A 22,986-nucleotide genomic window follows, 5' to 3' on the forward strand; every position below is an offset into this window, starting at 1 on the left:
ACTTATTTCAAGTGGTACATCCATCGATATCATATTTTCAATGGTTGATTACGGATTAGGTAAGCTTTTTATATTTTTATTGTTAGTTTCATTAATAATTTTTTTAGGTTTCTATGTATTAAGATATGGATTCATATTAATCATACAACTTTATGATTTTATAATGGATAATTCTCTATATAACAAAAAAATAAGTTTAAGGAAAAAGAAAATTTTTATTTCTGAATTACTTCGACAATATGAATTACCAAAGCAAAGATATCGTTTACCAGCAATTCTTGGTGAGGAAAAACAAGACTAATCTACAAAAGTATTTTAGATAATTTCAGAAATCTTATTTATATTCTAACTAAATGTACTAACTTAAAGATTGTTAATATGAAACTCAATTCATTCTCCCCAATCCCTGAAGATGATGATGAACTGCATCTTCCTGAACTAGTGTACTGGGCTTCCTTAGGTGATGTTGAACAGGTTGAGCAGGGCTTACAAGAAGGTTTAAACGTTAACTCCGCCGATGAAGAAGGCTATAGCGCATTACAGGCTGCTGCTGAAAATGATCATCTTGAAGTGGTGAAGTTACTGGTGAGTAAAGGCGCAGATGTCGATCATCGCAGTACTTATACCGCTTTAGAACTGGCTGAAATGGCAGGCAATAAAGATGTCGTGGAATATTTAAAAAGCCTGAAAGGCAGTATTCCTAAATAAAAAGAATAAAAAAAGAAACCCCACAAGCTGGGGTTTCTTTTTGAGAACGGTTTAGGATTACGGAATAATATCCATATCCGCTTCCAGTTCTTCCACAATTGCAGTATTAAAAGCAGGTAAATCATCCGGATTACGTGAAGTAATCAGCACCCAGCCATTGGTATTGCAACGGTGTACTTCTTCATCCACCCATTTTGCACCGGCATTCTCTAGATCCAGCTTGATACTCTTATAAGAAGTCAGGTTTTTATCTTTGACGCGACCCGCATCAATCAGTGCCCATGGACCATGACAGATTGCCGCAATCGGTTTCCGGTTATCGGCAAAGTACTGGATGATGCGTTGAGCATCTTCATTGATACGTAATTTATCCGCATTCACTGTTCCGCCAGGAATCACCAGCAGATCATAATCTTCTACACTGACTTCATGCATGGTTGTATCAGGTGTGTATTGTGCACTTGGCTTGCTGTCGGCTTCCATGGTGTGGACGTCTTCATTTTTTTCTGCAGCATGAATCACCACAAAACCATGTGACTGCAAGAAATCCAGGGGCTGGACTAATTCATCGTGTTCAATGCCTTCGTTCGAGGTGATAATCAGAACTTTCTTGACCATGATTGTAAATCTCAATATCTGCAGGGGTCTTTAGCTTAGCAATAAGGCATTTTTAGAAATGTTGCTTTTTTAGCCGAGGACTGTAAGCATTTATAGAAGAAAGGCCTGAAAGAACAACAGAGAAAAACAATAGATGGAAAAAAGCCCCGATATCCTATCGGGGCTTTTCCCGTATTTCGTGATTTAGGTATAACTCCTGTCGTACCTCACGTCCTGGTGCATCTGCTTATTTTTGTTTTTATGTTTTGGAGCATCCTGCTCTCTATGGGTTTAAGATACTGCAGCTTAATGTAGCTTGAAAGACGCAGATAACAGCTTATGTTGTACGCCTAGGCTTACAAGATCTAAGTAGTACTCTGTAAGTCATTCTTTTCATTAAAAGTGCATGTCCAGACCGATATAAGGACCTTTAAATTCCAGCTGAAGATCTGGCACATTATTTTGCTCGGCATCAATTTTCATGATGCGATAACCCAGTTTGGCACCGAGGTCTACAGCAAGATTATCAATAAAGTCGTATTGAAGTTCAGCTTGTACATCGGTCTTTTTAGTGTCGCTGCCATGGCTGTAAACAGCTTCAGCTTTGGCGCTCATCCCGGTGAATGGCAGTTTGACACCTGCTGTTGCGTAGAGCAGAGGGCTGTATTCATCCAGATCATATTGGCTTAAAGCACCGGCGTTCAGGTTTTTCACCGTACCATCCAGATTGCTTAAGCCGACACCGACATCCGCATGCACAACTGTATCCAGCAATTCGTAATACAGAATATAGTCAATATTGTTCAGCTCGATATCTGAAGCATTAAGTACAGTGCTTTGCTCGCTGTTGCTGTCGAGATTTATATATTTGATTTTCGCATTTGGCAACAACGGTACCCGATGTTCCAAAGCTACAGACAGCTGTGCCGTACCTTGACGGTCCAGATCATGTTTACTGGCATTGTCAGACTGGCTATATCCGTTAAAATTCCAGTAGCTGGCATCTGCTTTCAGACCAATGATATCGGCATGGCTGACGCTACTCAGCGCCAGTCCGCATAATAAGGTATTGATGATTCTTGCGTGCATAGGTTGAATTTCCTTGTGCTTGACTCAAATTGAGCAGTTTTATGACCTAAATCCATATTTTTAGTATTTCTGGCTAGCTGCATCATATAGGTAATTTTCAAAATGTATATGGCAGCAAGTAGGGGAACCATCCAGCCAGATTAAGCTTAATTGTTCAGTTTTATTTTGCTAGATCTGGAACAATTACAGAGCAGGTTTTTCAGCCATCTCAACTAAGGTCTACATTTTAAAAACGCATGTCACTGGATATTGAGCATATAATCAAATATATCGAAATATTGCGTGACCCTGAAAGGACATGACATGACTAAACCCCGAGCAGTAATCGACTATCCGCTTTATGTTGCAGGTAAGGCAGTGGAAACCTCAGAGTGGCTGGAGGTTCAGGATAAATATACGCATAAGGTTTGCGCACGTGTGTCACTGGCAGATGCCAAAATTCTGGAAAAAGCCATTAAAGCAGCAGTCAAAGCCGAAGCGGAAATGGCGGCTCTGGAGCCTTATCAAAAACAGAAAATCCTGTTGCACTGTGTGAAGCGCTTTAATGAAATTCGTGGTCAGTTGACCGAGATTCTGATTGCTGAGGGGGGTAAGCCACGTAAAGCTGCCGCAGCTGAAGTGGAACGTCTGATCAATACTTTCCAGATTGCTGCCGATGCCGTGACTCAGGTTGATTCAGGCCGTATGATGCCATTGGCAGTTACAGCAGCTGCATCGGGCTATCAGGGTTTTGTGAAACAGGTTCCGATTGGCGCCGTCTCCCTGATCAGTCCTTTTAATTTTCCGCTGAATCTGACCGCTCACAAGATTGCGCCTGCAATTGCAGCGGGCTGTCCCTTTGTCTTAAAACCTGCCAGCCTGACACCGGTGTCAGCCTTAAAGATTGCTGAGATTCTGGCAGAGACTGATTTACCACCAAATGCGTTCTCGATACTGCCCTGTCCACGTGAACTGGCGGATGTACTGGTGACGGATGACCGTTTCAAAATGCTCAGCTTTACCGGTTCTGATGTGGTCGGTTGGGATATGAAAGCACGGGCAGGGCGCAAGAAAGTTACGCTGGAACTGGGTGGTAATGCCGCGGTAATGATCGAGCCTGATACTGAAATCACGGATAGCTTTATTGATCGCCTGATCGGTGGTGCTTTTGGTCATGCCGGACAGGTCTGCATTAGCGTGCAGCGTATTTTGGTGCATCAAGATATCTACGCTGAGGTGAAGAAAAAACTGGTAACCAAACTGAAAAAGCTCAAACCAGCGGATCCTGATTTGGACACCACCCTGGTCGGTCCAATGATCAAGGAAGCTGAAGCCCAGCGTTTGAAAAAATGGCTGGATAAAGCCGTGAAGAAAGGCGCTAAAGTGCTCAGTGGCGGCAAGCTGGATGGTGTGATGTTTGAGCCGACCTTACTGGAAGATGTCGATCATGGGCTAGAAGTATATAAGGATGAAGTGTTTGGTCCGATGGCAATCTTGGAAAAATACAGCGATTTTGAGGCTGGGATTGAATGCATCAACAGCAGTCGTTTTGGTTTGCAGGCGGGTGTTTATACCCAGAACCTGAACAAGATGATGTATGCCTGGAACCAGTTGCATGTCGGTGGCGTGATCATCAACGACATTCCATCCTTCCGTGTTGATAATATGCCGTATGGCGGTGTAAAGGATTCGGGATTAGGGCGTGAAGGCATCCAGTCTGCAATTCGTGACATGCAGGAAGAACGAATACTGGTAATTAAAGCCTGAATAATGATTTAAATTTTAAGTGTTCAGATCATGCGCACATTTGCTCATGATCTGAGTTTTTAAAGTTCAGCTATTCAATAAGAAGAGAACAGGAATAATTTTTATAACTCATCAAGATATACTTAAAAAACAATATATTCCTAAAAGTTAATTCACTTATAACTTAATAAATCAAGCTAAGCTTGGAGAAATATTGAGCGGTTGAACAAGATATATTATAAAAAATTAATATTAGGAGCAGAATTTACACAAATCATACTTAAAACTCAGTATTGTTAAATCCATATACACGGACAGTGTGGGCAAGATGCTTTATCCAGGATTTGACATGCTAGACCGTTGGCTGATTTAGAAGCTGAAGCTCACAAGGCAAAGCTCCAATTGAAGCACCCAGAATTATTTTTATTGGTACTTTTTTTGCTCGCGCGATAACCATAATAAGCAGCATCTAAAGAGACCTAAGGTTTAGGTGTTCTATGACAGATACTCGAGAGAATTGGTCGGCACGATCAGGATTTATTATTGCAGCGATTGGCTCTGCAGTAGGGTTAGGGAATATTTGGCGCTTTCCATACGTTGCCTATGAAAATGGCGGAGGTGCATTCCTGATTCCTTATCTGATTGCGATTTTCGCAGCAGGTTTGCCATTATTGTTTTTAGATTATGCAGTTGGACACAAGTTCCGCAAAGCACCACCGATGGCCTATAAAAAACTCATGAATGCAGAATCTCTGGGTTGGTGGCAGGTGATGGTGACCCTGATCATCGGGATTTATTATGCCAGCGTATTGTCCTGGGCTGGCAGCTATATGTTCTATTCCTTCGGACAACAGTGGGGAACCGATACTCAAGGCTTCTTCTTCAATACCTACCTGCAAAATGGTGAAGGCCTGACCTTCGGTTTTGTTCCGGTACTGTTTTTTGGCCTGGTAGTCGTTTGGGCAGCGGTGATGCTGATCCTTTACGGTGGAGTACGCCGTGGGGTGGAACTGGCGAATAAAATCTTTATGCCATTGCTGGTGATTTTATTCACGATCCTGGTGATCCAGGCGGTACGTTTACCTGGTGCAGTCGATGGCTTAAATGCCTTCTTTACTCCAAACTGGGAAGCCATGACCAATTATAAAGTCTGGCTGGCAGCTTTTGGTCACATCTTCTTCTCACTTTCCGTGGGTTTCGGGATTATGTTGACCTATGCATCTTACTTGAAACGTAAAACCAACCTGACCGGTTCAGGTATCGTGGTGGCATTGGCAAACTCGTCTTTTGAAATTCTGGCGGGTATTGGTGTCTTTGCAGCACTTGGTTTCATGGCATTCAGCTCAGGTGCAAAGGTTGAAGATGTAGTCTCTGGTGGTATCGGTCTGGCCTTTATTGCCTTCCCGAAAATCATTTCCAGTTTAGGTGCAGGCGGTGACCTGTTCGGCTTCCTATTCTTTGCGTCATTAACAGTGGCGGGTATTACCTCCATGGTCAGTATCCTGCAGGTGCCAATTGCGGCATTCCAGGACAAGCTGGGCTGGTCAAAGAACAAGTCCGTGACGATTATTGCCGGTGGTTCAGCAGTGGTATCGACTTTGATCTTCTCGACCCATAGTGCCATTACATTTGTCGACATTATTGACTACTTTGCCAATAACATCGGTATTGTCGGTGGTGGCCTGTTATCGATTATTTTATTGTCCTGGTTCCGCCGTCCATTGATGAAACAGCTGGAAATGCATGTCAATGAATTTGCCAGTGTGAAACTTGGTGCCAGCTGGAAGTTCATGCTGACAGTGATCACGCCTTTGTCATTATTGCTGGCATTGGGTTTAACCCTGAAATCAATCATGGCAGAAGGCTATGGTGGTTATCCCGCAAGTACGCTATGGACGATTGGTGGGGGTACCCTTGCATTCTTTATTCTGGGCGCCATTCTGCTCAGTCTAGTTAAAGACCATCATAGTTAGGAGAACCAATATGAATACATCTGCATTGATCATGATGATTTTCTCCATCGTTTTATTATGGGGTGGTCTGGTACTGTCTGTGATTCATCTGGCAAAAAATCCGGAAGAACCAGAAGACTAACAATCTTCACATAAACTGATTGTTGCTGTAAATGAAAGTCATTATCATCTTTGCTGATAATGACTTTTTTAATGGCTGACTTATGGGTATTGCTTCCGTTACTGATGCACAAGTCTATACAGCCTTTGCCGTAACTCTATTTGCCGGCTTGGCCACCGTGGTGGGTGGGGGACTGGTGTTATTTTTAAAAAAGCCCAACCTGCGTGTCATGTCCTTCGGTCTGGCCTTTGCTGCTGGAGCGATGATTTATGTGTCTCTTACTGAGATTCTGACTAAATCCATTGATTCTTTTAGCGTGGCGTATGGCGCGAAAATGGGGTATGCCTGGGGAACCTTGACTTTATTACTGGGTGCAGTCTTGGTGCTGTTATTGGATCATTTGGTCCCCAATCCGCATGAGACCCTGGAAAAAAATAATACCCAGGACCTAGGACAGGAACAGTTGCTGCGTACCGGCTTGCTCACGTTATTTGCCATTACTGCACATAATTTGCCGGAAGGCATGGCGACCTTTTTTGCAACGCTGGAAAGCCCGATGCTGGGTGCGCCGTTAGCGGTAGCGATTGCGATTCACAATATCCCGGAAGGTGTAGCGATTGCTTTACCGGTATATATGGCGACACATCGACAATCCTATGCATTGCTCGCCAGTTTGGTTTCTGGTCTGGCGGAACCTTTGGGAGCCGCATTGGGCTACTTCATTCTGGCACCGTATCTGAATACCACCATCTATGGCATCATTTTCGGTCTGATCGGTGGCGTGATGGTCTATCTGGCACTGGATGAAATGTTGCCAACCGCCAAGCGTTATTCCAAAGGTCACGAAACGGTTTATGGCCTGATTAGCGGGATGGCGGCCCTTGCCAGCAGTCTGGTAATTTTCAAATTTCTCCAATAAATCCAGAATAAAAAAAGGCAGCCGAAGCTGCCTTTTTCTTCAAACAACTATTTAAGCTGTTTTTTCGATTCGGCAATAGAAGAAACCATCGCCTTGACCCGCTTTCGGTAACAGCTGACGACCATGAATCTGCTCAATACCCCAATTCGCTTCGATCTTGATTTCTTTAGCATCCGCATGGGTAGTAAAGAACTCGACCATCTGCTGTTCATTTTCTGCTTTTAGAATCGAACAGGTGATATAAAGCAAAGTACCGCCAACTTTCAGTTGCTGCCACATATTTTCCAGAATCTGTTTTTGCAATTCCACCGTCTGGGCGATATCAGTGGATTGACGCAGCAGGCGAATATCCGGATGACGACGCATCACGCCAATCGCTGAACACGGCGCATCCAGTACGATACAGTCCGGCTGCTCAGCCGCCTGCCAGCTGATCGCATCAGCAGTAACGATTTCTACATGCTCACCTTCAAGTAGTAGACGTTCCAGGTTTTCCTGGACGCGCAGCAGACGTTTGGCATCCTGATCCAGTGCAATCAGCTTTTTAGGACTGTATTTTTCCAGGATATGTGCGGTCTTGCCACCCGGTGCTGCGCAGGCATCGACGATATATTTATTATTCAGGTTGGGCAGTAAAGTGGCACAGAGCTGGGCATGCTCATCCTGTACCGAGAAACCACCAACATCGAAGCCGGGCAGGTGCGGTACATGGACACTTTCATCCAGCACGATACCCACTTCAGAAATACTGCAGGCATGCGCAGCAATATCATGCTCTTCCAGAATTTCTAAATACTCATCACGGCTCACTTGACGTTCATTGACGCGTAAGGTCAGAGGAGCCACCTGTTTCAGTTCAGTGCTAAGTTCCAGCAGCTGTTCAGGCCAGTCTTTCTTTAAGCGTTTATATAACCAGCTTGGCAAACCATGCGCCTGTTTTAATGCTGCCTGGAATTCAGGTGTTTCACGTGAAACACGACGCAGGATGGCATTCACTACACCACTTAAAGCCTGATAACCGAGCTGTTTAACCGCCGTTACGGTCTCAGAAATTGCGGCATGCGGCGCAATCCGGGTTTCCAGTAGCTGATACAGACCAACATAGAGACAGGTTTCGACCGTATGATTGTTAATCGGTTTCACCAGTAATGGTAGGGTCACGCTTTTCAGCGCATACCACTGACGCAGTGTCCCAAGAACCAGTTCATGAAACAGGGCACGGTCACGCTCTGCCACTTTGCCAAGATGTTGTGGCAAAACACTGGCAAGCGATTGCCCTTGCTGTACCGCGAGCAGGGTGCGAATCACCTGGGCACGTAAGTTCAGGTGTGATGTGCCGGCTTCGTAATGACTCATGCCAGTATTTGTCCTACATGTAATTTTTGGGTTTGATTGATTTGAACCGGATTCAGCGCTTTACCGCCCGGCCACTGCAGTGAGGTCAGGCAAATAGCTTTTTGATCACCACAAGCCACATGTACGCCATGTTTATCTAGCGCGAGAATAGTTCCAGGGGCCTTACCTTCCGCATTTTCATGAGATAACAAAGAACCCCAAACGCGCAGGTTATTTGTTTCATCAATAGGTGTAAAAGCCACTGGCCATGGATTAAATGCACGGATATTGCGGTCAATCGTGACCGCATCCTGAGTCCAATCAATTTTAGCTTCTGCCTTGGACAATTTATGTGCATAAACCGTAAGCGCTTCATCCTGCACTTCGCGGTGATCAAGATAGTGCTGTAGAGATTCTTCTGATTCCAGCACTTTGACTGTTGCTTCAGCACCTTGCTGAGCCAGCTTGTCATGCAAAGAAGCAGAGGTGTCTTGTGGCTCAATCGGGCAGATGGTTTTATACATCATGTCGCCAGTATCCAGACCAGCCGCCATTTTCATAATGGTCACACCAGTCTCGGCATCACCCGTTGCGATGGCACGCTGGATCGGTGCGGCACCACGCCAGCGCGGCAGTAATGAACCGTGAATATTCAGACAGCCATATTTCGGCGTATCTAAAACCACTTGCGGCAGGATCAGACCATAGGCTGCCACAACCATGACATCCGCATTTAAGGCTTTTAACTCAGCTTGAGCTGCCAGACCTTCGTCTGTTGAAGATTTAAAGTGTAGCGGTTGATAAACCGGAATATTGTGTTCCAGTGCCAGCTGTTTAACCGCAGATGCAGTGAGTTTTTGACCGCGACCTGCTTTACGGTCTGGCTGGGTATACACCGCCACAATCTCATGGTCGGTCTTTAGCAGCGCAGCCAATGCAGTGGCTGCAAATTCTGGTGTGCCTGCAAAAATGATTTTCACGGATGAAATTCCAAATAAACTTAAAGGCATTATAAGGCATAAGGCAATTCGCAGCCTAATTCAGCAAAAGCTTACAGCTCAGTACCACCCATTACCGTGATAAATCACTCAAATTTCATATAAAAAAAACTCATGCAAATTGTAAAAAATATTCATGAAAGTTTTGTATTTAATCCGGAACGATAGCGGTATAGTAGTTTTTAATAAAAGATTTTAATCGTGTACGTACTGAAACTGCTCTGAGCATATCCCACACTGTCACATCGATAAGTGCCTGGTCCGCCGTGTAACTTGGTGTATGATATGTTCAATTTTCGACTGATTTCATGCTCTCGATCAGACAGATTTCGCCAGAGTGAATGAACTCATTCATCTCAAGCACAACCTTTGTTGGAATAACACAATGCCTGACTATCGTTCAAAAACATCGACACACGGAAGAAACATGGCGGGTGCGCGTGGCTTATGGCGCGCCACTGGTATGAAGGATGAAGACTTCGGCAAGCCAATTATTGCAGTGGTCAACTCATTTACCCAGTTCGTTCCGGGCCACGTACATCTTAAAGACCTCGGTCAATTGGTGGCGCGTCAGATTGAACAAGCAGGCGGCGTAGCAAAAGAATTTAATACCATTGCTGTGGATGATGGTATCGCGATGGGTCACGACGGCATGTTGTATTCACTGCCTTCACGTGACTTGATTGCGGACTCTGTAGAATACATGGTGAATGCACACTGTGCTGACGCAATGGTCTGTATCTCGAACTGTGACAAAATCACACCGGGGATGCTGATGGCGGCAATGCGCCTGAACATTCCAGTCGTATTCGTGTCAGGCGGTCCAATGGAAGCCGGCAAAGTGAAAATCCGTGGTAATGAACACGCGATTGACCTTGTTGATGCCATGGTGGTTGCAGCAGATGATAGCTTCACTGATGAAGAAGTTGCAGCATATGAACGTTCTGCATGTCCAACTTGTGGTTCATGTTCTGGTATGTTCACAGCGAACTCAATGAACTGCTTAACTGAAGCATTGGGTCTGTCTTTACCAGGTAATGGTTCAACACTTGCTACACATGCAAACCGTAAAAAGTTATTTGAAAAAGCAGGTCAACTCATCGTAGAGATCACCAAACGTCACTACGAGCAAAATGATTACAGCTTGCTGCCACGCAATATCGCAACCAAAGCATCGTATGAAAATGCCATGACTTTAGATATCGCAATGGGCGGTTCAACCAATACTGTATTGCATTTATTGGCAGCTGCTCATGAAGCTGGTGTTGATTTCACCATGAATGACATTGACCGTCTGTCTCGTAAAGTGCCAGTCCTGTGTAAAGTTGCACCTGCAAAGCAGGACGTGCATATGGAAGATGTACACCGTGCTGGTGGTATCATGTCGATCTTGGGTGAACTGGATCGCGCAGGTTTGTTGGATACCTCTGTACCCACCGTCCATGAAGCAACCTTAAAAGATGCCTTGGATAAATGGGACATTATCCGTACTGAAGATGAAGAGGTGTATAACTTCTTTAAATCAGCACCAGGCGGTGTACCAACACAAACCGCATTCTCACAAGACCGGTACTACTCACGCCTAGATGGCGACCGTGAAAATGGTGTGATCCGCAATGCCGAACATGCCTTCTCTAAAGACGGCGGTCTGGCAGTACTTTATGGCAACATCGCACTGGATGGTTGTATTGTAAAAACGGCTGGTGTAGATGAGTCGATCTTGAAGTTCAACGGTACAGCACGTGTATTTGAAAGCCAGGATTCAGCAGTTGAAGCGATCTTGGGCGGTAAAATCACGGCCGGCGATGTGGTTATAATTCGTTACGAAGGCCCACGTGGTGGTCCAGGTATGCAAGAAATGTTGTATCCAACCAGCTACCTGAAATCGAAAGGTTTAGGGAAAGACTGTGCACTTGTAACAGATGGTCGTTTCTCAGGTGGTTCATCAGGTCTTTCAATTGGTCACGTGTCACCAGAAGCTGCGGAAGGTGGTGCGATTGGTCTGGTTGAAGATGGCGACCGTATCGAAATCGATATTCCGAATCGTACGATTCATTTGGCTGTTGAGGACGCTGTAATGGCAGAACGTCGTGCAGCGCAAGAAGCCAAAGGTTGGAAGCCTGCGGAAGAGCGTCCACGCAAGATTTCTAAAGCCTTGAAAGCCTATGCAATGCACACCACGAGTGCTGCGAAAGGTGCAGTACGTGATATCTAAGCTGTAAATTTTTATAGCACAAAAAAGCACTCCAGATGGAGTGCTTTTTTTATTTCTTAGATATTTAAGGTTGGGTAAATTACGTGAACTTTCATAAAAGCAATCATGGCAGTACTTTAGATATTTAAAACCAATAAAGGCTTAATAAAAGTAGGTGTATAGTAAAAATACAGTATCAATGCAAAAGTGATTACACGCATGTCAATGAAATTTATTAGCCGCTTTGTCGTAATTTTAGTACTCGTTATGATTTTAGCCGCGCTTAGTATTCAATTTTTCTTTGATCCACATTACACCGTCGTATTCTGGATTTTAGCTGTTCCTGTGATTTTGGGGGCTCCGATTCTTGGATCTGTGGTCTTGGCATCCAATGAAGAACTTGATCTTCATCAGTTGAATTAAGCACACATATATTAAAAATGCGCCAAGCAGTGATTTGAATGACTATGTGAATGAATCTATCTCAGTTCTCTAACATTTGAACCATCGTCCAAGAAAAAGACTCGGCTTTAAAAGTCCGAGTCGGGTCGTGTGGCAACCCCCTGATATTGCACTGCAAATGCTAGTCTGATTGTTCGATAATTCTCTGCCTCAAATCACTTTTAGGGTTTTAATAATTTTTGCATAGGCAGAATCTTACTTTTGACGGCGCAAAAGTAACAAAACGCTCCTGTTCCGCTAACTCTACTTCCCTGTAGAGCAGCGAAACAGCGACATCCATGTCGTTTGGTCATGTGATTCAAATTTTTAAGGATTCATCAAAATGTTTTTCTGTAGGCTAATTTCTTTTACATACTGAATGCTTTCTATACAATGACCTTAAAGTAAATTGCCCAAGACCGAAGCTTAAGATTGGTCATTGCCCAGGAAGAAAATAATGAGTAAACAGAATATCCGCGAGCATTCCGCCCCCGTTTATGAAGGTATTGAAAATGCACCCGCCCGTTCCATGATGCGTGCCACCGGTTTTCAGGATGAAGACTTTACTCGCCCTTTTATTGGCATTGCTTCGACCTGGGCCAATGTCACGCCTTGCAATATGCATATTGATGGCTTGGCACGTACAGTCGAGCAGGGTGTGAGTGCTGCGGGAGGTAAGGGCATTATCTTCAATACCATTACCATTTCCGACGGGATTTCTAATGGTACTGAAGGTATGAAATACTCCTTGCTATCCCGTGAAATCATTGCGGATTCGATTGAAGCAGTGGTCGGCTGTCAGGCCTATGATGGCGTAATTGCCATTGGTGGCTGTGATAAAAATATGCCGGGCTGCATCATGGGATTGGCACGTCTAAACCGTCCAGGTCTGTTTATTTATGGCGGTACCATCAAACCGGGCGAAGGTCATACCGACATGATTTCCGTATTTGAAGCAGTCGGACAGCATGCCAAAGGTGAAATCAATGCGATTCAGGTCAAGCATATTGAAGAAGTGGCTTTGCCGGGTCCAGGTTCTTGTGGCGGGATGTATACCGCGAATTCCATGGCTTCTGCGATTGAAGCACTTGGTATGAGCCTGCCGGGTTCTTCTGCACAGGAAGCTGTGTCTGAAGACAAGCAGATCGACTGTGCCCGTGCCGGTGAAGCCGTGATGAATCTGTTACGTCTGGATATTAAGCCACGTGACATCATGACCAAGGCAGCATTCGAAAATTCAATTAAAGTGCTGATTGCTTTGGGTGGTTCGACCAATGGTGTACTCCATCTGCTGGCTATGGCGCATACTGCAGGTGTGGAGCTCAGTCTGGATGACTTTGTCCGGATTGGTAAAGACATTCCTGTAGTTGCTGATGTACGTCCATCGGGTAAATATCTGATGTCGGAGCTGATTGCGATTGGCGGGATTCAACCATTGATGAAACGTATGCTGGATGCCGGTATGCTGGATGGTTCCTGCCTGACTGTGACTGGTAAAACTCTGGCAGAAAACCTGGCGGATGTTGAAGATTATCCTGAAGGTCAGCAGATTATCCTGCCATTTGACCAGCCGGTGAAAAAAGATTCACATCTGATCATTATGAAAGGTAACCTTTCACCAAAAGGTGCCGTGGCCAAAATTACCGGTAAGGAAGGTCTTTACTTCAAAGGACCAGCACGGGTCTTTGAGGGTGAACAGGGCGCCATGCGCGGGATTCTGGATGGTGAAGTTCAGCCGGGTGAAGTGGTGGTAATTCGCGGTGTTGGTCCTAAAGGTGGACCAGGCATGCCAGAAATGCTGAAACCGACCTCAGCGATTATTGGTAAAGGCTTAGGGGATTCCGTAGCACTGATTACCGATGGTCGATTCTCCGGTGGTAGTCATGGGTTTGTGATTGGTCATGTCACCCCTGAAGCCTATGAAGGTGGACCGATCGGTCTGGTACAAAATGGCGATGAGATTTCGATAAATGCTGAAACCCGTGAAATGACCTGGCATGTCTCGGATGAGGAAATCGCTGCACGTCAGGCCGCCTGGATTAAACCAAAACCGAATTACACGCATGGAGCATTAGCCAAGTTTGCCAAACTGACCTCTGGTGCAGAAACCGGGGCAGTGACTGACCTAAATCTCGAGATCTAAGGGCTCTGTAAACATTGATCATTTTGTCTTGAATTGATATAAGTTTTTTCATATACAGCAGATCCAGGCGATCTGCTATTCTGGTGAAAAAGATAGTATCCTGTAGCAGTTAGACGCTGTCATCTGCTGCGTTATTCTCTACTGAGGCTGATCTCATGTCCCTGTTACGCCGTTGGTTCGATCCAATCCGATCGAGTTGGTTTTATCAAAAGCCAACCCGCCAGGCGGTGCTATCTGCTGAAGATGGCTTAACGATTTATCTGCGGCTGGATGATGTGTATAGCTATCTGGCGGTGCAGCTGTTACCACAACTGGAAGAGATCCTGAGTCCGGAATTAAAACCGTTGAAGGTGGTAATTTCGAGTCAACGTGGCGAAATACCGAATCAGATGTCTTTTGAAGAATGGCAAAATTACTGTATTAATGATGCCAAAATCCTCTCCAGACAGCATCGTTTCAGCTTTCATGAAACACCAGAATTACCCACTGCAGAAGCCTTAAAACAGGCCGAAACCATTCTGCGCCGAACACCATTGCGTGGCCAGGATTTTCTTTATCTGCTGGAAGATATCTTTCATATGCTCTGGCAAAAGCAGTATGGCAAACTGCGTACCTTGCATACCATGGCCAGTCGCCATCATCAGCCACAGGATTTTTCTGAACGGGTCTTTGACACAACCCCGGTTTTGGCCAGCTATTTTGATTTCGGTGGCCGTCAGTATCATGCGGTAGATGATCTGCTGCGTTTAACCCGCCGTCTGAAACAGCAAAAATTACTGACGGGTAATCCAATCTTCCTGATCAATCATATTGAATGGCGTGAGCACCTGATCAGTGATGCTGAAGAACTGAATGAAATTCAGGGCTTAGATCCGGAACTGGATCTGTATATTGCCCTGGAAGATCCAATTTCCTGGCTGTTGCTGGCCTATATTAAGGAAGAACTGGCCGATTTTTATAATATCCATCTGAATGTCTATCCGCTGTCTTATCGTGGCCGTGATGGCTTTGACTGGGGACTGGCAACGCGTCTGTCAAAACGGACTGAAGTCGAATTTACCCCATTTTGCCGACCGACGGTACAAAGCATTTTGCCGATGGCACAGCTGTATTACAGCTGCCCGGAAGAAGGGCGGGTGGATGCGATGTACCGGATTTTGCAGGCGGTTTGGACGCGTGGACGTGACTTGAGTTATACCCCACATTTCAATGCCTTACAGCAGGAACTGGGAATTGGGCAACTGACCGAAGAAGATATTCAGGCCAAGCTGAAAGACAATGATATGCTCTGTGAAATGAAGTCTCAGCCCAACTTGCCGGTGCTGGAACTTCGGATTGATAATCAAAGTTTTGTATTTAATAGTTTATATCGTGTCTGGATGATTGAAAGTATTTTCAGTAATGTGTTAGAAGAAAAGTATAAGAGTGATAATCAAACTGAAAGTGAACTGAATAAACATGAACAAAGTAAAAGCTGAATCATTACAACATGCACGTGAGCAGATTGACGCGATTGATACAGCTTTGGTTGAGCTGATTGCTGCGCGCCAGTTTTATGTAGACCAAACCACCCGTTTCAAGAAAACTGAAACTGACCTGCAATCTCCGGAACGGATGGAGCAGGTTGTCGAAAATGTCAAAGCTCTGGCTCAAAAGCAGGGCATTGATCCAGTATTTATCGAGCACCTGTATCGGGAAATGTTTCAGCATTTTATTCAGCGCGAACTGAAAGAATTTCGTCCTTAAGCGCCCTTTATTTAAAATCTGTGCTGGTCAATCTGATGCTTTCCAGCAAAGTACATCTTGAGCCTCAAGATTTGCTTGAGGCTGTATCCTTAAAACCCTGATTTTTCTTTGGCAGTAATTTTTATAGCATGGTCCTAAATAAATTTGGGATCATCAGATGATTGCTTTCGTTATTGCCATTTTTACCTTGGCAGGTCTGATTAAAGGTACGATTGGTTTAGGTTTACCCGCAGTTTCTATGGGTTTACTGACTATTTTCATGAGTCCCTTTCAAGCGGCAACTTTACTGATCATTCCCTCCATGCTGACCAATTTCTGGCAACTCTTTGCTGAAGGTCATGTGTTACAGCTGATACGCCGTTTTTGGCTGCTGTTGTTAGGTATCATCGTCGGTTCAGTGTGGAGTGTTTTCCCGACCCTGGGACATTCTGAATTTCACAGCGAAGCTCTGTTGGGCGGGATGTTGGCCTTATACGGGCTGTATGGCTTGTTTGCGAAAAAGATGCCGGATTTAAGCCGGCATGAGAGCTGGCTGTCTCCAATTATGGGTTATCTCGGTGGTGCTTTAACCGTTGCCACAGGGGTCGTGGTGATTCCAGTCGTCCCTTATCTACAGACTTTACATTTAAAACGTGATGATCTGGTACAGGCTTTAGGCTTAGCCTTTACCACCTCGACGTTGTGTCTGGCGATTTTCCTGCATCAAAATCCTGTGGAAGACATTCCGATCGATTATGCGATGTCGGCAATTGCTTTAGTTCCTGCGCTCATCGGCATGTGGTTGGGTAAAAAAATTCGCTATCGCATTCCTGAGCAGAAATTCCGTACTGTATTTTTTATCGGTCTGATTGCTCTGGGCAGTTATATGATACTGCACCAGTTCGGCTGGATTTAATCCAAGGCCTTCTGAATCTCGGCAGAAAGTAAAAACTGGCTAAAATGTTGATAGGCAGCACTCAGTTCATCAAAATTTTTCGCAGCTAACAGTAACTTGCGGTTGGCCCAATCTCCAGACAACTGGATTTGCTTAAACGAATAGAGCTTGGCCAAACGTTGCGCAGCACGTTGCGGCATGATGGCAATGCCAACACCATTCGCAACCACCTGAGCAATAGCAGCAAAATTCGGCAATCTTAAGCGGTATTGGATTTCGCAGTGGAGTAATCTGGCCTGGGTTTCAATGGACTGTTGTAAGGAGTGATATTGCATTAAACCCACAAAGGGATAATTCAGACAGTCCCCTAATTTTAATGCTTTGCCGGTACTTAGATCATGCTGTTCCGGACAGATTAGCACCAAAGGATCATCTGAAAATTCCAGGGTTTGCAACTGTGGAGTAGCAAAGAAGCTGGAAATTAAACCAAGTTTGGCAGTGCCACTGGTCAATGCTGCAATAATGTCATTGCTCTCTGCTTCTTTTAGATCAATCTGGATATTGGGGTTATTGACCAGATACGTGGGTAGCAACAGGGGAAGATATTCACTTTGTGCCGATGAGTTACACCACAAGCTGATATTAGAATGCTGTCCTTCACTAAAAACTGCCATAGCTCGTGACAGCTGTTGTCCCTGTTGCAGGATGGCTTGAGCATGTTCAGCGAAGACCTGTCCGGCAAAAGTGAGTTTTACTCCGCCAGAATGACGGATGAACAGGTTGACCTGATAGTGCTGTTCCAGTTTTTTAATCCTTTCACTGGCAGCTTGCAAGGAAATTGACGAGTATTCGGCACCCCTGGTCAGGCTGCCAGTCTCAACAATATTTAAAAACAGCTGTAAATCAAATAAATCCAGACGCATCTACAGGATGCTCATTGCAAAGAATCCACCTATCTTAAACAATTCTTCTGACATAAAAAAAGCAGCCTTGGCAGCTGCTATTAAATTAATTACTTGGAATCTATTTTTTATCGACCAGGCTGAAGAACCAGTTCAGGAATAAGGCTGCAAATGTTGCAGTACCAATTCCACCTAGGTTAAAGTTACCGAAGGTCAGGGCAAAGTCACCCGTACCCAGAATAATGGTCACTGCTGCTACCATCAGATTTTTGTTTTGTGAGAAGTCGACTTTATTTTCAATCCAGATTTTTGCACCGGCAATGGTGATCAAACCAAAGACTACAATCGAAGCACCAGTCAGAATCGCAGTTGGAATGGTATGAATGATTGCACCAAACTTCGGTGATAAACCCAGGAACACAGCAAACACACCGGCTACGGCAAAAATAATGGTGGAGTAGACACGAGTCACAGCCATCACACCGATGTTTTCACCATACGTGGTCATCCCCGGAGCACCGACACCACCAGCCAAGGTAGTCGCAACACCATCTGCAACAAAGGCTTTACCGATATGCGGATCCAGGTTTTCTCCAGTCATTGCGCCGACTGCTTTAATATGCCCGAGGTTTTCAGCGACCAGAATCAAGGCAATCGGTGCAATAATCAGCATGGCATTCAACTCAAAAGTCGGCGCATGGAAGGTCGGTAAACCAAACCAGGCAGCCTGCTGAATTGGCAGGAAATTGATTGCAGTGCCATAACCCATGACATTGCTAAGTACGAAATAGATCAGATACGCTAACAATAGACCGACTAATAATAATAGACGTTGCAGTAAGCCACGAGTGAATACGGCAATTGAACCCATACACAATACTGTGACCAAAGACATCCACATATTAAAAGTATTGCCCATCACGCTTTTTACAGTCACAGGAGCCAGGTTTAAGCCAATAATCATGACCACCGCACCAGTGACGACTGGTGGCATCAGTTTTTCAATCCAGCGGGTCCCTGTTGCCATGACCAGAAAACCCATCAAGGCATAGAAGATACCACAGGCAATAATCCCGCCTGCTGCAACGCCAATATTCGGATTGAGGCCAGCACCACCGGCATAACCGGTTGCCGCAATCACCACACCAATGAAGGCAAAGCTTGAACCTAAATAACTTGGAACTCGACCACCTGTCATTATAAAGAACAGAATGGTACAGATCCCTGACATTAAGATTGCCAGGTTTGGATCAAAGCCCATTAAAAACGGTGCCAGTACAGTGGCACCAAACATTGCAAAAGCGTGTTGTACACCCAGAATTACAGTTTGTGCGGGTGGTAAATACTCTGCGGTACCTACTGGTCGTGCATCGATACTGCCCTCATAAGGGCGCCATTTGGGAAACCAACTGGACATAAAATGAGCACTCAAAAGATAAATTGAGCACATCATACTCTTGTTCTTTCGAAGATTTAATTACCAAAACAAAATTTTTGTTCAAATTAATTCTATGACTTTATTTGAGATTTTACCGTGTGGTAAAAGTAAAGTGGTTTAAAAATAAAGTGAAATCAGTAGATTAATTCATCAGCTACTTCTTGGGATGATCTATAAATAAATCTAATGTGATATATAAAAGAAAGCTTTTTTGGCTATTGACTGATCAATAAAAAAGCACATCATGGAGATGTGCTCCTTCATGATTAAAAATTACTTAGCCCGTATTACGTAAACCAGCGGCAATTCCGGCAATACTTACCATTAAGGCATGATCTACCGGGGTGTGTTCAGCATTTTGCTCTGCCAGATACAGACGACGGCGTTTCATCAGTTCGGCCTGTAATAAGTGCAGCGGCAGTAAATAGGGCTTACGCACACGCATTGATTGATCCAGCACATCGTTACTGGTCAGCAGTTTTGATTCACCTTTTAAGGTTAGCAGCGTTTGTACCGCATCTTTCAGGCGTTGACGCAGTTCTTCACCCAATACTTTTAGGTCGGGATCATGAGTCAAGTGTGACTCATAATACAATGCCACATCACCATCTGCTTTGGACAGGACCATTTCCAGCATATCAATCAGGGTCTGGAAATATGGCCACTGCGCTAGCATTTCATCGAGTGTGGCACGTTGACCCTGATCCAGTACCTCATTTAATGCAGCACCCGTACCGAGCCAGGCAGGTAGCATCAAACGGATCTGGGTCCAGGCAAAGACCCAAGGAATTGCACGTAAAGATTCAATCCCGCCACTGACTTTACGTTTCGCTGGACGTGAACCTAAGGGCAGCATTTGCAGTTCCAGCTCAGGCGTTACCGTACGCAGGTATTTCACAAAGTGGGGATTTTCACGGACTGTCTGACGATAGACCTGTACCGATAAATCAGTCATCTGATGCATCAGATCACGCCATTCTGTTTTCGGCACAGGGGGCGGCAATAGCGTTGCTTCCAATGTTGCCGCGGTATAGATCTCCAGGTTTTGTAGCGCGATGCCTTCCAGACCGAACTTGAAGCGGATCATCTCACCCTGTTCAGTGACACGAATCGCCCCCGAGATCGAGCCGGGTGGTTGTGAGAACAGGGCCTGTTGTGTTGGAGCACCCCCTCGGCTGATTGAACCGCCACGGCCGTGAAACAGCGTCAGCTGGATACCATGCTGTTTGGCAACAGCCGTCAGTTCCTCTTGGGCACGGTATTGCGCCCAGTTGGCAGACATAAAACCGGCATCCTTGGCTGAATCTGAATAGCCAATCATGACTTCATGCTTGCCCTGAATATGCTGTTTATACCAGTGCATATTGAACAGGGTCGACATGGTGCTGGCTGCGCCGTCGAGGTCTTTCAAAGTTTCAAAGAGAGGCACTACACGTAAAGCCTGTTTGATACCTGCTTCTTTTTGCAGCAATAAAACCGCCAGTACATCACTTGGATATTCCGCCATCGAAATGATATAGGCACCGAGTGATTCACTTGGCTGTTCTGCCAGCGTACGCATGGTCGCGAAGACTTCCTGCACATCCGGATGCTCAATCAGGCTACCGGCCGGTTCATTGAGGTATTTGGGTAATAACGGACGCTTGCTTTGCAGTTCCTGTAATAAGAAATTTTGACGCGCCTGTTCAGTCCAGGTTTCAAAATTACCTAAGCCAAGATACTCCGTAATCGCAGAGATCGCCTGACGGTGACGGCCAGATTCCTGACGGATATCCAGTTTCAGCAATTCAATGCCGAAACTGTTCACACGGTAAATAAAGTCCAGCAGTTTGCCATTGGCAATTTCTGGCAGATTGCACGCTAGCAGCGAGCGATAGCACAGTAATAAAGGCTGTAATAACTCATCTTTGGTTTTAATTACCTGGCTGTCATCAGCATCATGACCATGCAGTTTTTCTGCCAGCCAGTGACGCGTTGCTTTCAGGCGTTCGCGAGTATCACGGAGGTATTCACGATAAGGTTCCGGATGTGAGCTGCCCAGCGCCTGTTGCAGTTCTTCACTGCATTGCTGGATCGATAGTTCCCAGCGCAGGTCTTCAATATCACGTAAATACAAATCAGCAGCTTTCCAGCGTGACAGCCATAACACTTCTTGAGTGATGTGATGGGTCACATTCGGGTTACCGTCACGGTCACCCCCCATCCAGGAAGCAAAACGTACTGGCGCGACACTAAGCGGTAATGACTGACCGCACTGTTGCTGTACCATGCCATCCAGTTCACGGATGAATTTTGGTACTGCATTCCATAAGGTCTGTTCAATGGTAGTAAAGCCCCATTTGGCTTCATCGACTGGTGTCGGGCGATGCTGACGGATTTCATCAGTCTGCCAGGCAGATGTGATCAGCTGTTTCAGTTCGGCCAAAACAGCTTGGCGTTCACGAGGGGTGAGTTTCTGCTGGTCGCATTTGGACAGACAGTCATTGATACCATCATATTTTTGAATCAAGGTACGGCGGCTGACTTCAGTCGGATGCGCAGTCAGTACCAGTTCAATTTTTAGTTCACAGATCTGCTGATATAGGCTTTCAGCGGAAATTTCCTGCTGTTTAAATTTTTCAAATAGGGGAACCAGGGGATTTGGCGATTCCGCAGTTTCATCAAATTCGCTTTGACGGCGACGACGGACCACGTGATATTGCTCGGCAATATTGGCAAAGTTCAGAAAGTGGGTAAAGGCGCGGGTAAGCGGAAGAATTTCATCATCTTCCAGACTGAGAAATAGCTGTTCGAGTTGTTTTTCTGCTTCTAGCTGGCCGTCGCGAGCACCTTTGGAAAGCGCCCGAATCTGTTCCACCTGATTAAACAAATCCTGCCCCGCATGTAGCTTTAAGGTTTCACCGAGCAGATTGCCCAGTAAACGTACGTCTTCGCGTAGTGGTGCATCAATTTGTTGAGCCATTTTTATATTCCCTCTGTTGCATTTCCTGACTATACCGCGCTTGGAAAGCATTCCAAGCCCGTTACAGACAAAAGTCGGACACGACCTGCCTATAAAATAGCAAGGTGAATGCCAATTTGTATGAATCTAATTACAAATTGGCAGTTTAGGCGGCATAGCGCAATAAGAAAATATGAATAGCGTCCTGAATAATTATTTGCTGCTGTTCTAAGGCAGGTACGGGAAACACACCCAGCAGCACTTTCTGATGCCGGTTACCAAACAGCAGTGAGAGTATCAGTTCAGTTTGACGCAATGGACATCTTGCTGAATAAAATGATAGCTCTGGGCCAGATGAAAGAACTCTTGCCAGAGCTGGCTTAATCGCAGATGCGAGGCATTAAAGAATTGTTGGGTTAAAGGGCTTTGCTCGGAAGCCAGTTCCATCAGCAGTAAATCCAGTTTAATCGCTTCCGGCAGATTGACCATATTCATCGACAATATACAGGCTTCATGCAACGCATCACAAAAATTGCTCTTGGCATGCAGCAGTGTCGTTGGACTGGCTGGAATCAGATGCTCGCAAGTATCTTCAATCGCGCAGGTAAACAGTGTGGCTTTGTCCTGAAAATGGTTATATACCGTCAGCTTGGTCACGCCTGCAGCCTGCGCAATCTGGTTCATGCTGGAACCATGATAGCCATGCTGCAAAAAAAGGTGTTTGGCCGCATCCAGAATCCGCCGGCGCTTTTCGAGATCTTTAGGACGTCCTACGGGAATTTGCACATTTTTTTCCAAAAAAATAAAAATGGTCATTGTTTTATGGGGGTAATTCTAATTAGTGTACCGCATGGTATATTAAT

At 45.2% G+C, this 22,986-nt stretch carries 18 protein-coding genes and 2 pseudogenes; 12 read left to right on the plus strand and 8 right to left on the minus strand.

The genetic code is table 11. The annotated features are described in order from the left end of the window. Both C3420_RS17500 and C3420_RS12560 read left to right on the plus strand, forming a co-directional pair. A pseudogene (locus C3420_RS17500) lies at nucleotides 1–301 on the plus strand (hypothetical protein); the annotation flags it as partial. 77 nt (nucleotides 302–378) lie between these two features. After that, nucleotides 379–708 (plus strand): ankyrin repeat domain-containing protein, encoded by a 330-nt coding sequence (locus C3420_RS12560; protein WP_103800698.1) that lies wholly within the window; start codon nucleotides 379–381, stop codon nucleotides 706–708. Between the two features lie 57 nt (nucleotides 709–765). Here C3420_RS12560 and C3420_RS12565 read toward each other — a convergent pair whose 3' ends face one another. Both C3420_RS12565 and C3420_RS12570 read right to left on the minus strand, forming a co-directional pair. Next, the gene (locus tag C3420_RS12565) at nucleotides 766–1,326 is read right to left on the minus strand and encodes a type 1 glutamine amidotransferase domain-containing protein (protein WP_048882628.1); all 561 of its coding nucleotides are present in this window, start codon (nucleotides 1,324–1,326) and stop codon (nucleotides 766–768) included. A gap of 375 nt (nucleotides 1,327–1,701) precedes the next feature. Beyond that, complete coding sequence (locus C3420_RS12570) at nucleotides 1,702–2,394, minus strand: TIGR04219 family outer membrane beta-barrel protein (RefSeq protein ID WP_103800699.1); 693 nt, start codon at nucleotides 2,392–2,394, stop codon at nucleotides 1,702–1,704. Nucleotides 2,395–2,697: 303 nt separating this feature from the next. Here C3420_RS12570 and C3420_RS12575 point away from each other — a divergent pair, with 303 nt between their 5' ends. The 4 genes from C3420_RS12575 to zupT all read left to right on the plus strand — a co-directional run bounded on the left by C3420_RS12575 (nucleotide 2,698) and on the right by zupT (nucleotide 7,111). Beyond that, nucleotides 2,698–4,140 (plus strand): aldehyde dehydrogenase family protein, encoded by a 1,443-nt coding sequence (locus C3420_RS12575; protein WP_048882626.1) that lies wholly within the window; start codon nucleotides 2,698–2,700, stop codon nucleotides 4,138–4,140. A 476-nt stretch (nucleotides 4,141–4,616) separates the two neighbouring features. Continuing rightward, entirely contained in the window at nucleotides 4,617–6,092 is a 1,476-nt protein-coding gene (locus tag C3420_RS12580; RefSeq protein WP_048882625.1) for a sodium-dependent transporter, read from the plus strand. Nucleotides 6,093–6,102: 10 nt separating this feature from the next. Then, nucleotides 6,103–6,213: a methionine/alanine import family NSS transporter small subunit gene (locus tag C3420_RS12585; RefSeq protein ID WP_004814066.1), complete on the plus strand. Its 111-nt coding sequence runs from the start codon at nucleotides 6,103–6,105 to the stop codon at nucleotides 6,211–6,213. An 82-nt stretch (nucleotides 6,214–6,295) separates the two neighbouring features. Next, nucleotides 6,296–7,111 (plus strand): zinc transporter ZupT, encoded by an 816-nt coding sequence (gene zupT, locus C3420_RS12590; protein ID WP_008306963.1) that lies wholly within the window; start codon nucleotides 6,296–6,298, stop codon nucleotides 7,109–7,111. Nucleotides 7,112–7,162: 51 nt separating this feature from the next. Here zupT and rsmB read toward each other — a convergent pair whose 3' ends face one another. Together rsmB and fmt are read right to left on the minus strand one after the other, a co-directional pair. Then, entirely contained in the window at nucleotides 7,163–8,467 is a 1,305-nt protein-coding gene (gene rsmB, locus C3420_RS12595; RefSeq protein ID WP_103800700.1) for a 16S rRNA (cytosine(967)-C(5))-methyltransferase RsmB, read from the minus strand. Then, nucleotides 8,464–9,426, minus strand: coding sequence for a methionyl-tRNA formyltransferase (gene fmt / locus C3420_RS12600; protein ID WP_048882623.1), 963 nt, complete (start codon nucleotides 9,424–9,426; stop codon nucleotides 8,464–8,466). The genes rsmB and fmt overlap by 4 nt, the downstream gene beginning before the upstream one ends. Nucleotides 9,427–9,829: 403 nt before the next feature. Here fmt and ilvD (C3420_RS12605) point away from each other — a divergent pair, with 403 nt between their 5' ends. The 6 genes from ilvD (C3420_RS12605) to C3420_RS12630 all read left to right on the plus strand — a co-directional run bounded on the left by ilvD (C3420_RS12605) (nucleotide 9,830) and on the right by C3420_RS12630 (nucleotide 16,863). Further along, a complete protein-coding gene (gene ilvD / locus C3420_RS12605; RefSeq protein ID WP_081405876.1) occupies nucleotides 9,830–11,659 on the plus strand; it encodes a dihydroxy-acid dehydratase in 1,830 nt (609 codons plus the stop codon). 198 nt (nucleotides 11,660–11,857) lie between these two features. Beyond that, the gene (locus C3420_RS12610) at nucleotides 11,858–12,061 is read left to right on the plus strand and encodes a hypothetical protein (protein ID WP_004895910.1); all 204 of its coding nucleotides are present in this window, start codon (nucleotides 11,858–11,860) and stop codon (nucleotides 12,059–12,061) included. A 475-nt stretch (nucleotides 12,062–12,536) separates the two neighbouring features. Further along, nucleotides 12,537–14,222, plus strand: a complete 1,686-nt coding sequence (ilvD, locus tag C3420_RS12615) for a dihydroxy-acid dehydratase (protein ID WP_048882621.1) — start codon at nucleotides 12,537–12,539, stop codon at nucleotides 14,220–14,222. A 155-nt stretch (nucleotides 14,223–14,377) separates the two neighbouring features. Further along, a complete protein-coding gene (locus C3420_RS12620; RefSeq protein WP_076754790.1) occupies nucleotides 14,378–15,700 on the plus strand; it encodes a hypothetical protein in 1,323 nt (440 codons plus the stop codon). Beyond that, the gene (locus C3420_RS12625) at nucleotides 15,681–15,968 is read left to right on the plus strand and encodes a chorismate mutase (protein ID WP_076754788.1); all 288 of its coding nucleotides are present in this window, start codon (nucleotides 15,681–15,683) and stop codon (nucleotides 15,966–15,968) included. Before C3420_RS12620 ends, C3420_RS12625 begins: the two co-directional genes overlap by 20 nt. 157 nt (nucleotides 15,969–16,125) lie before the next feature. Next, nucleotides 16,126–16,863, plus strand: a complete 738-nt coding sequence (locus C3420_RS12630) for a sulfite exporter TauE/SafE family protein (RefSeq protein WP_071321065.1) — start codon at nucleotides 16,126–16,128, stop codon at nucleotides 16,861–16,863. Here the strand turns inward: C3420_RS12630 and C3420_RS12635 are convergent. The 4 genes and pseudogenes from C3420_RS12635 to C3420_RS12650 form a co-directional block, all read right to left on the minus strand. Continuing rightward, nucleotides 16,860–17,765 carry a LysR family transcriptional regulator gene (locus C3420_RS12635; protein ID WP_103800701.1) on the minus strand — a complete coding sequence of 302 codons (906 nt, stop codon included), beginning with the start codon at nucleotides 17,763–17,765 and terminating at the stop codon, nucleotides 16,860–16,862. The two genes, C3420_RS12630 and C3420_RS12635, sit on opposite strands and share 4 nt — an antisense overlap. Nucleotides 17,766–17,865: 100 nt before the next feature. Further along, nucleotides 17,866–19,161 (minus strand): solute carrier family 23 protein, encoded by a 1,296-nt coding sequence (locus tag C3420_RS12640; RefSeq protein ID WP_103800702.1) that lies wholly within the window; start codon nucleotides 19,159–19,161, stop codon nucleotides 17,866–17,868. Between the two features lie 298 nt (nucleotides 19,162–19,459). Then, nucleotides 19,460–22,144, minus strand: coding sequence for a phosphoenolpyruvate carboxylase (ppc, locus tag C3420_RS12645; protein ID WP_004814090.1), 2,685 nt, complete (start codon nucleotides 22,142–22,144; stop codon nucleotides 19,460–19,462). A gap of 145 nt (nucleotides 22,145–22,289) precedes the next feature. Further along, nucleotides 22,290–22,939: pseudogene (locus C3420_RS12650) on the minus strand (TetR/AcrR family transcriptional regulator). Between the last annotated feature and the right edge of the window lie 47 nt (nucleotides 22,940–22,986).

This window comes from Acinetobacter sp. ACNIH3 (assembly GCF_002918965.1).
In the GTDB taxonomy this organism is placed as follows: domain Bacteria; phylum Pseudomonadota; class Gammaproteobacteria; order Pseudomonadales; family Moraxellaceae; genus Acinetobacter; species Acinetobacter schindleri.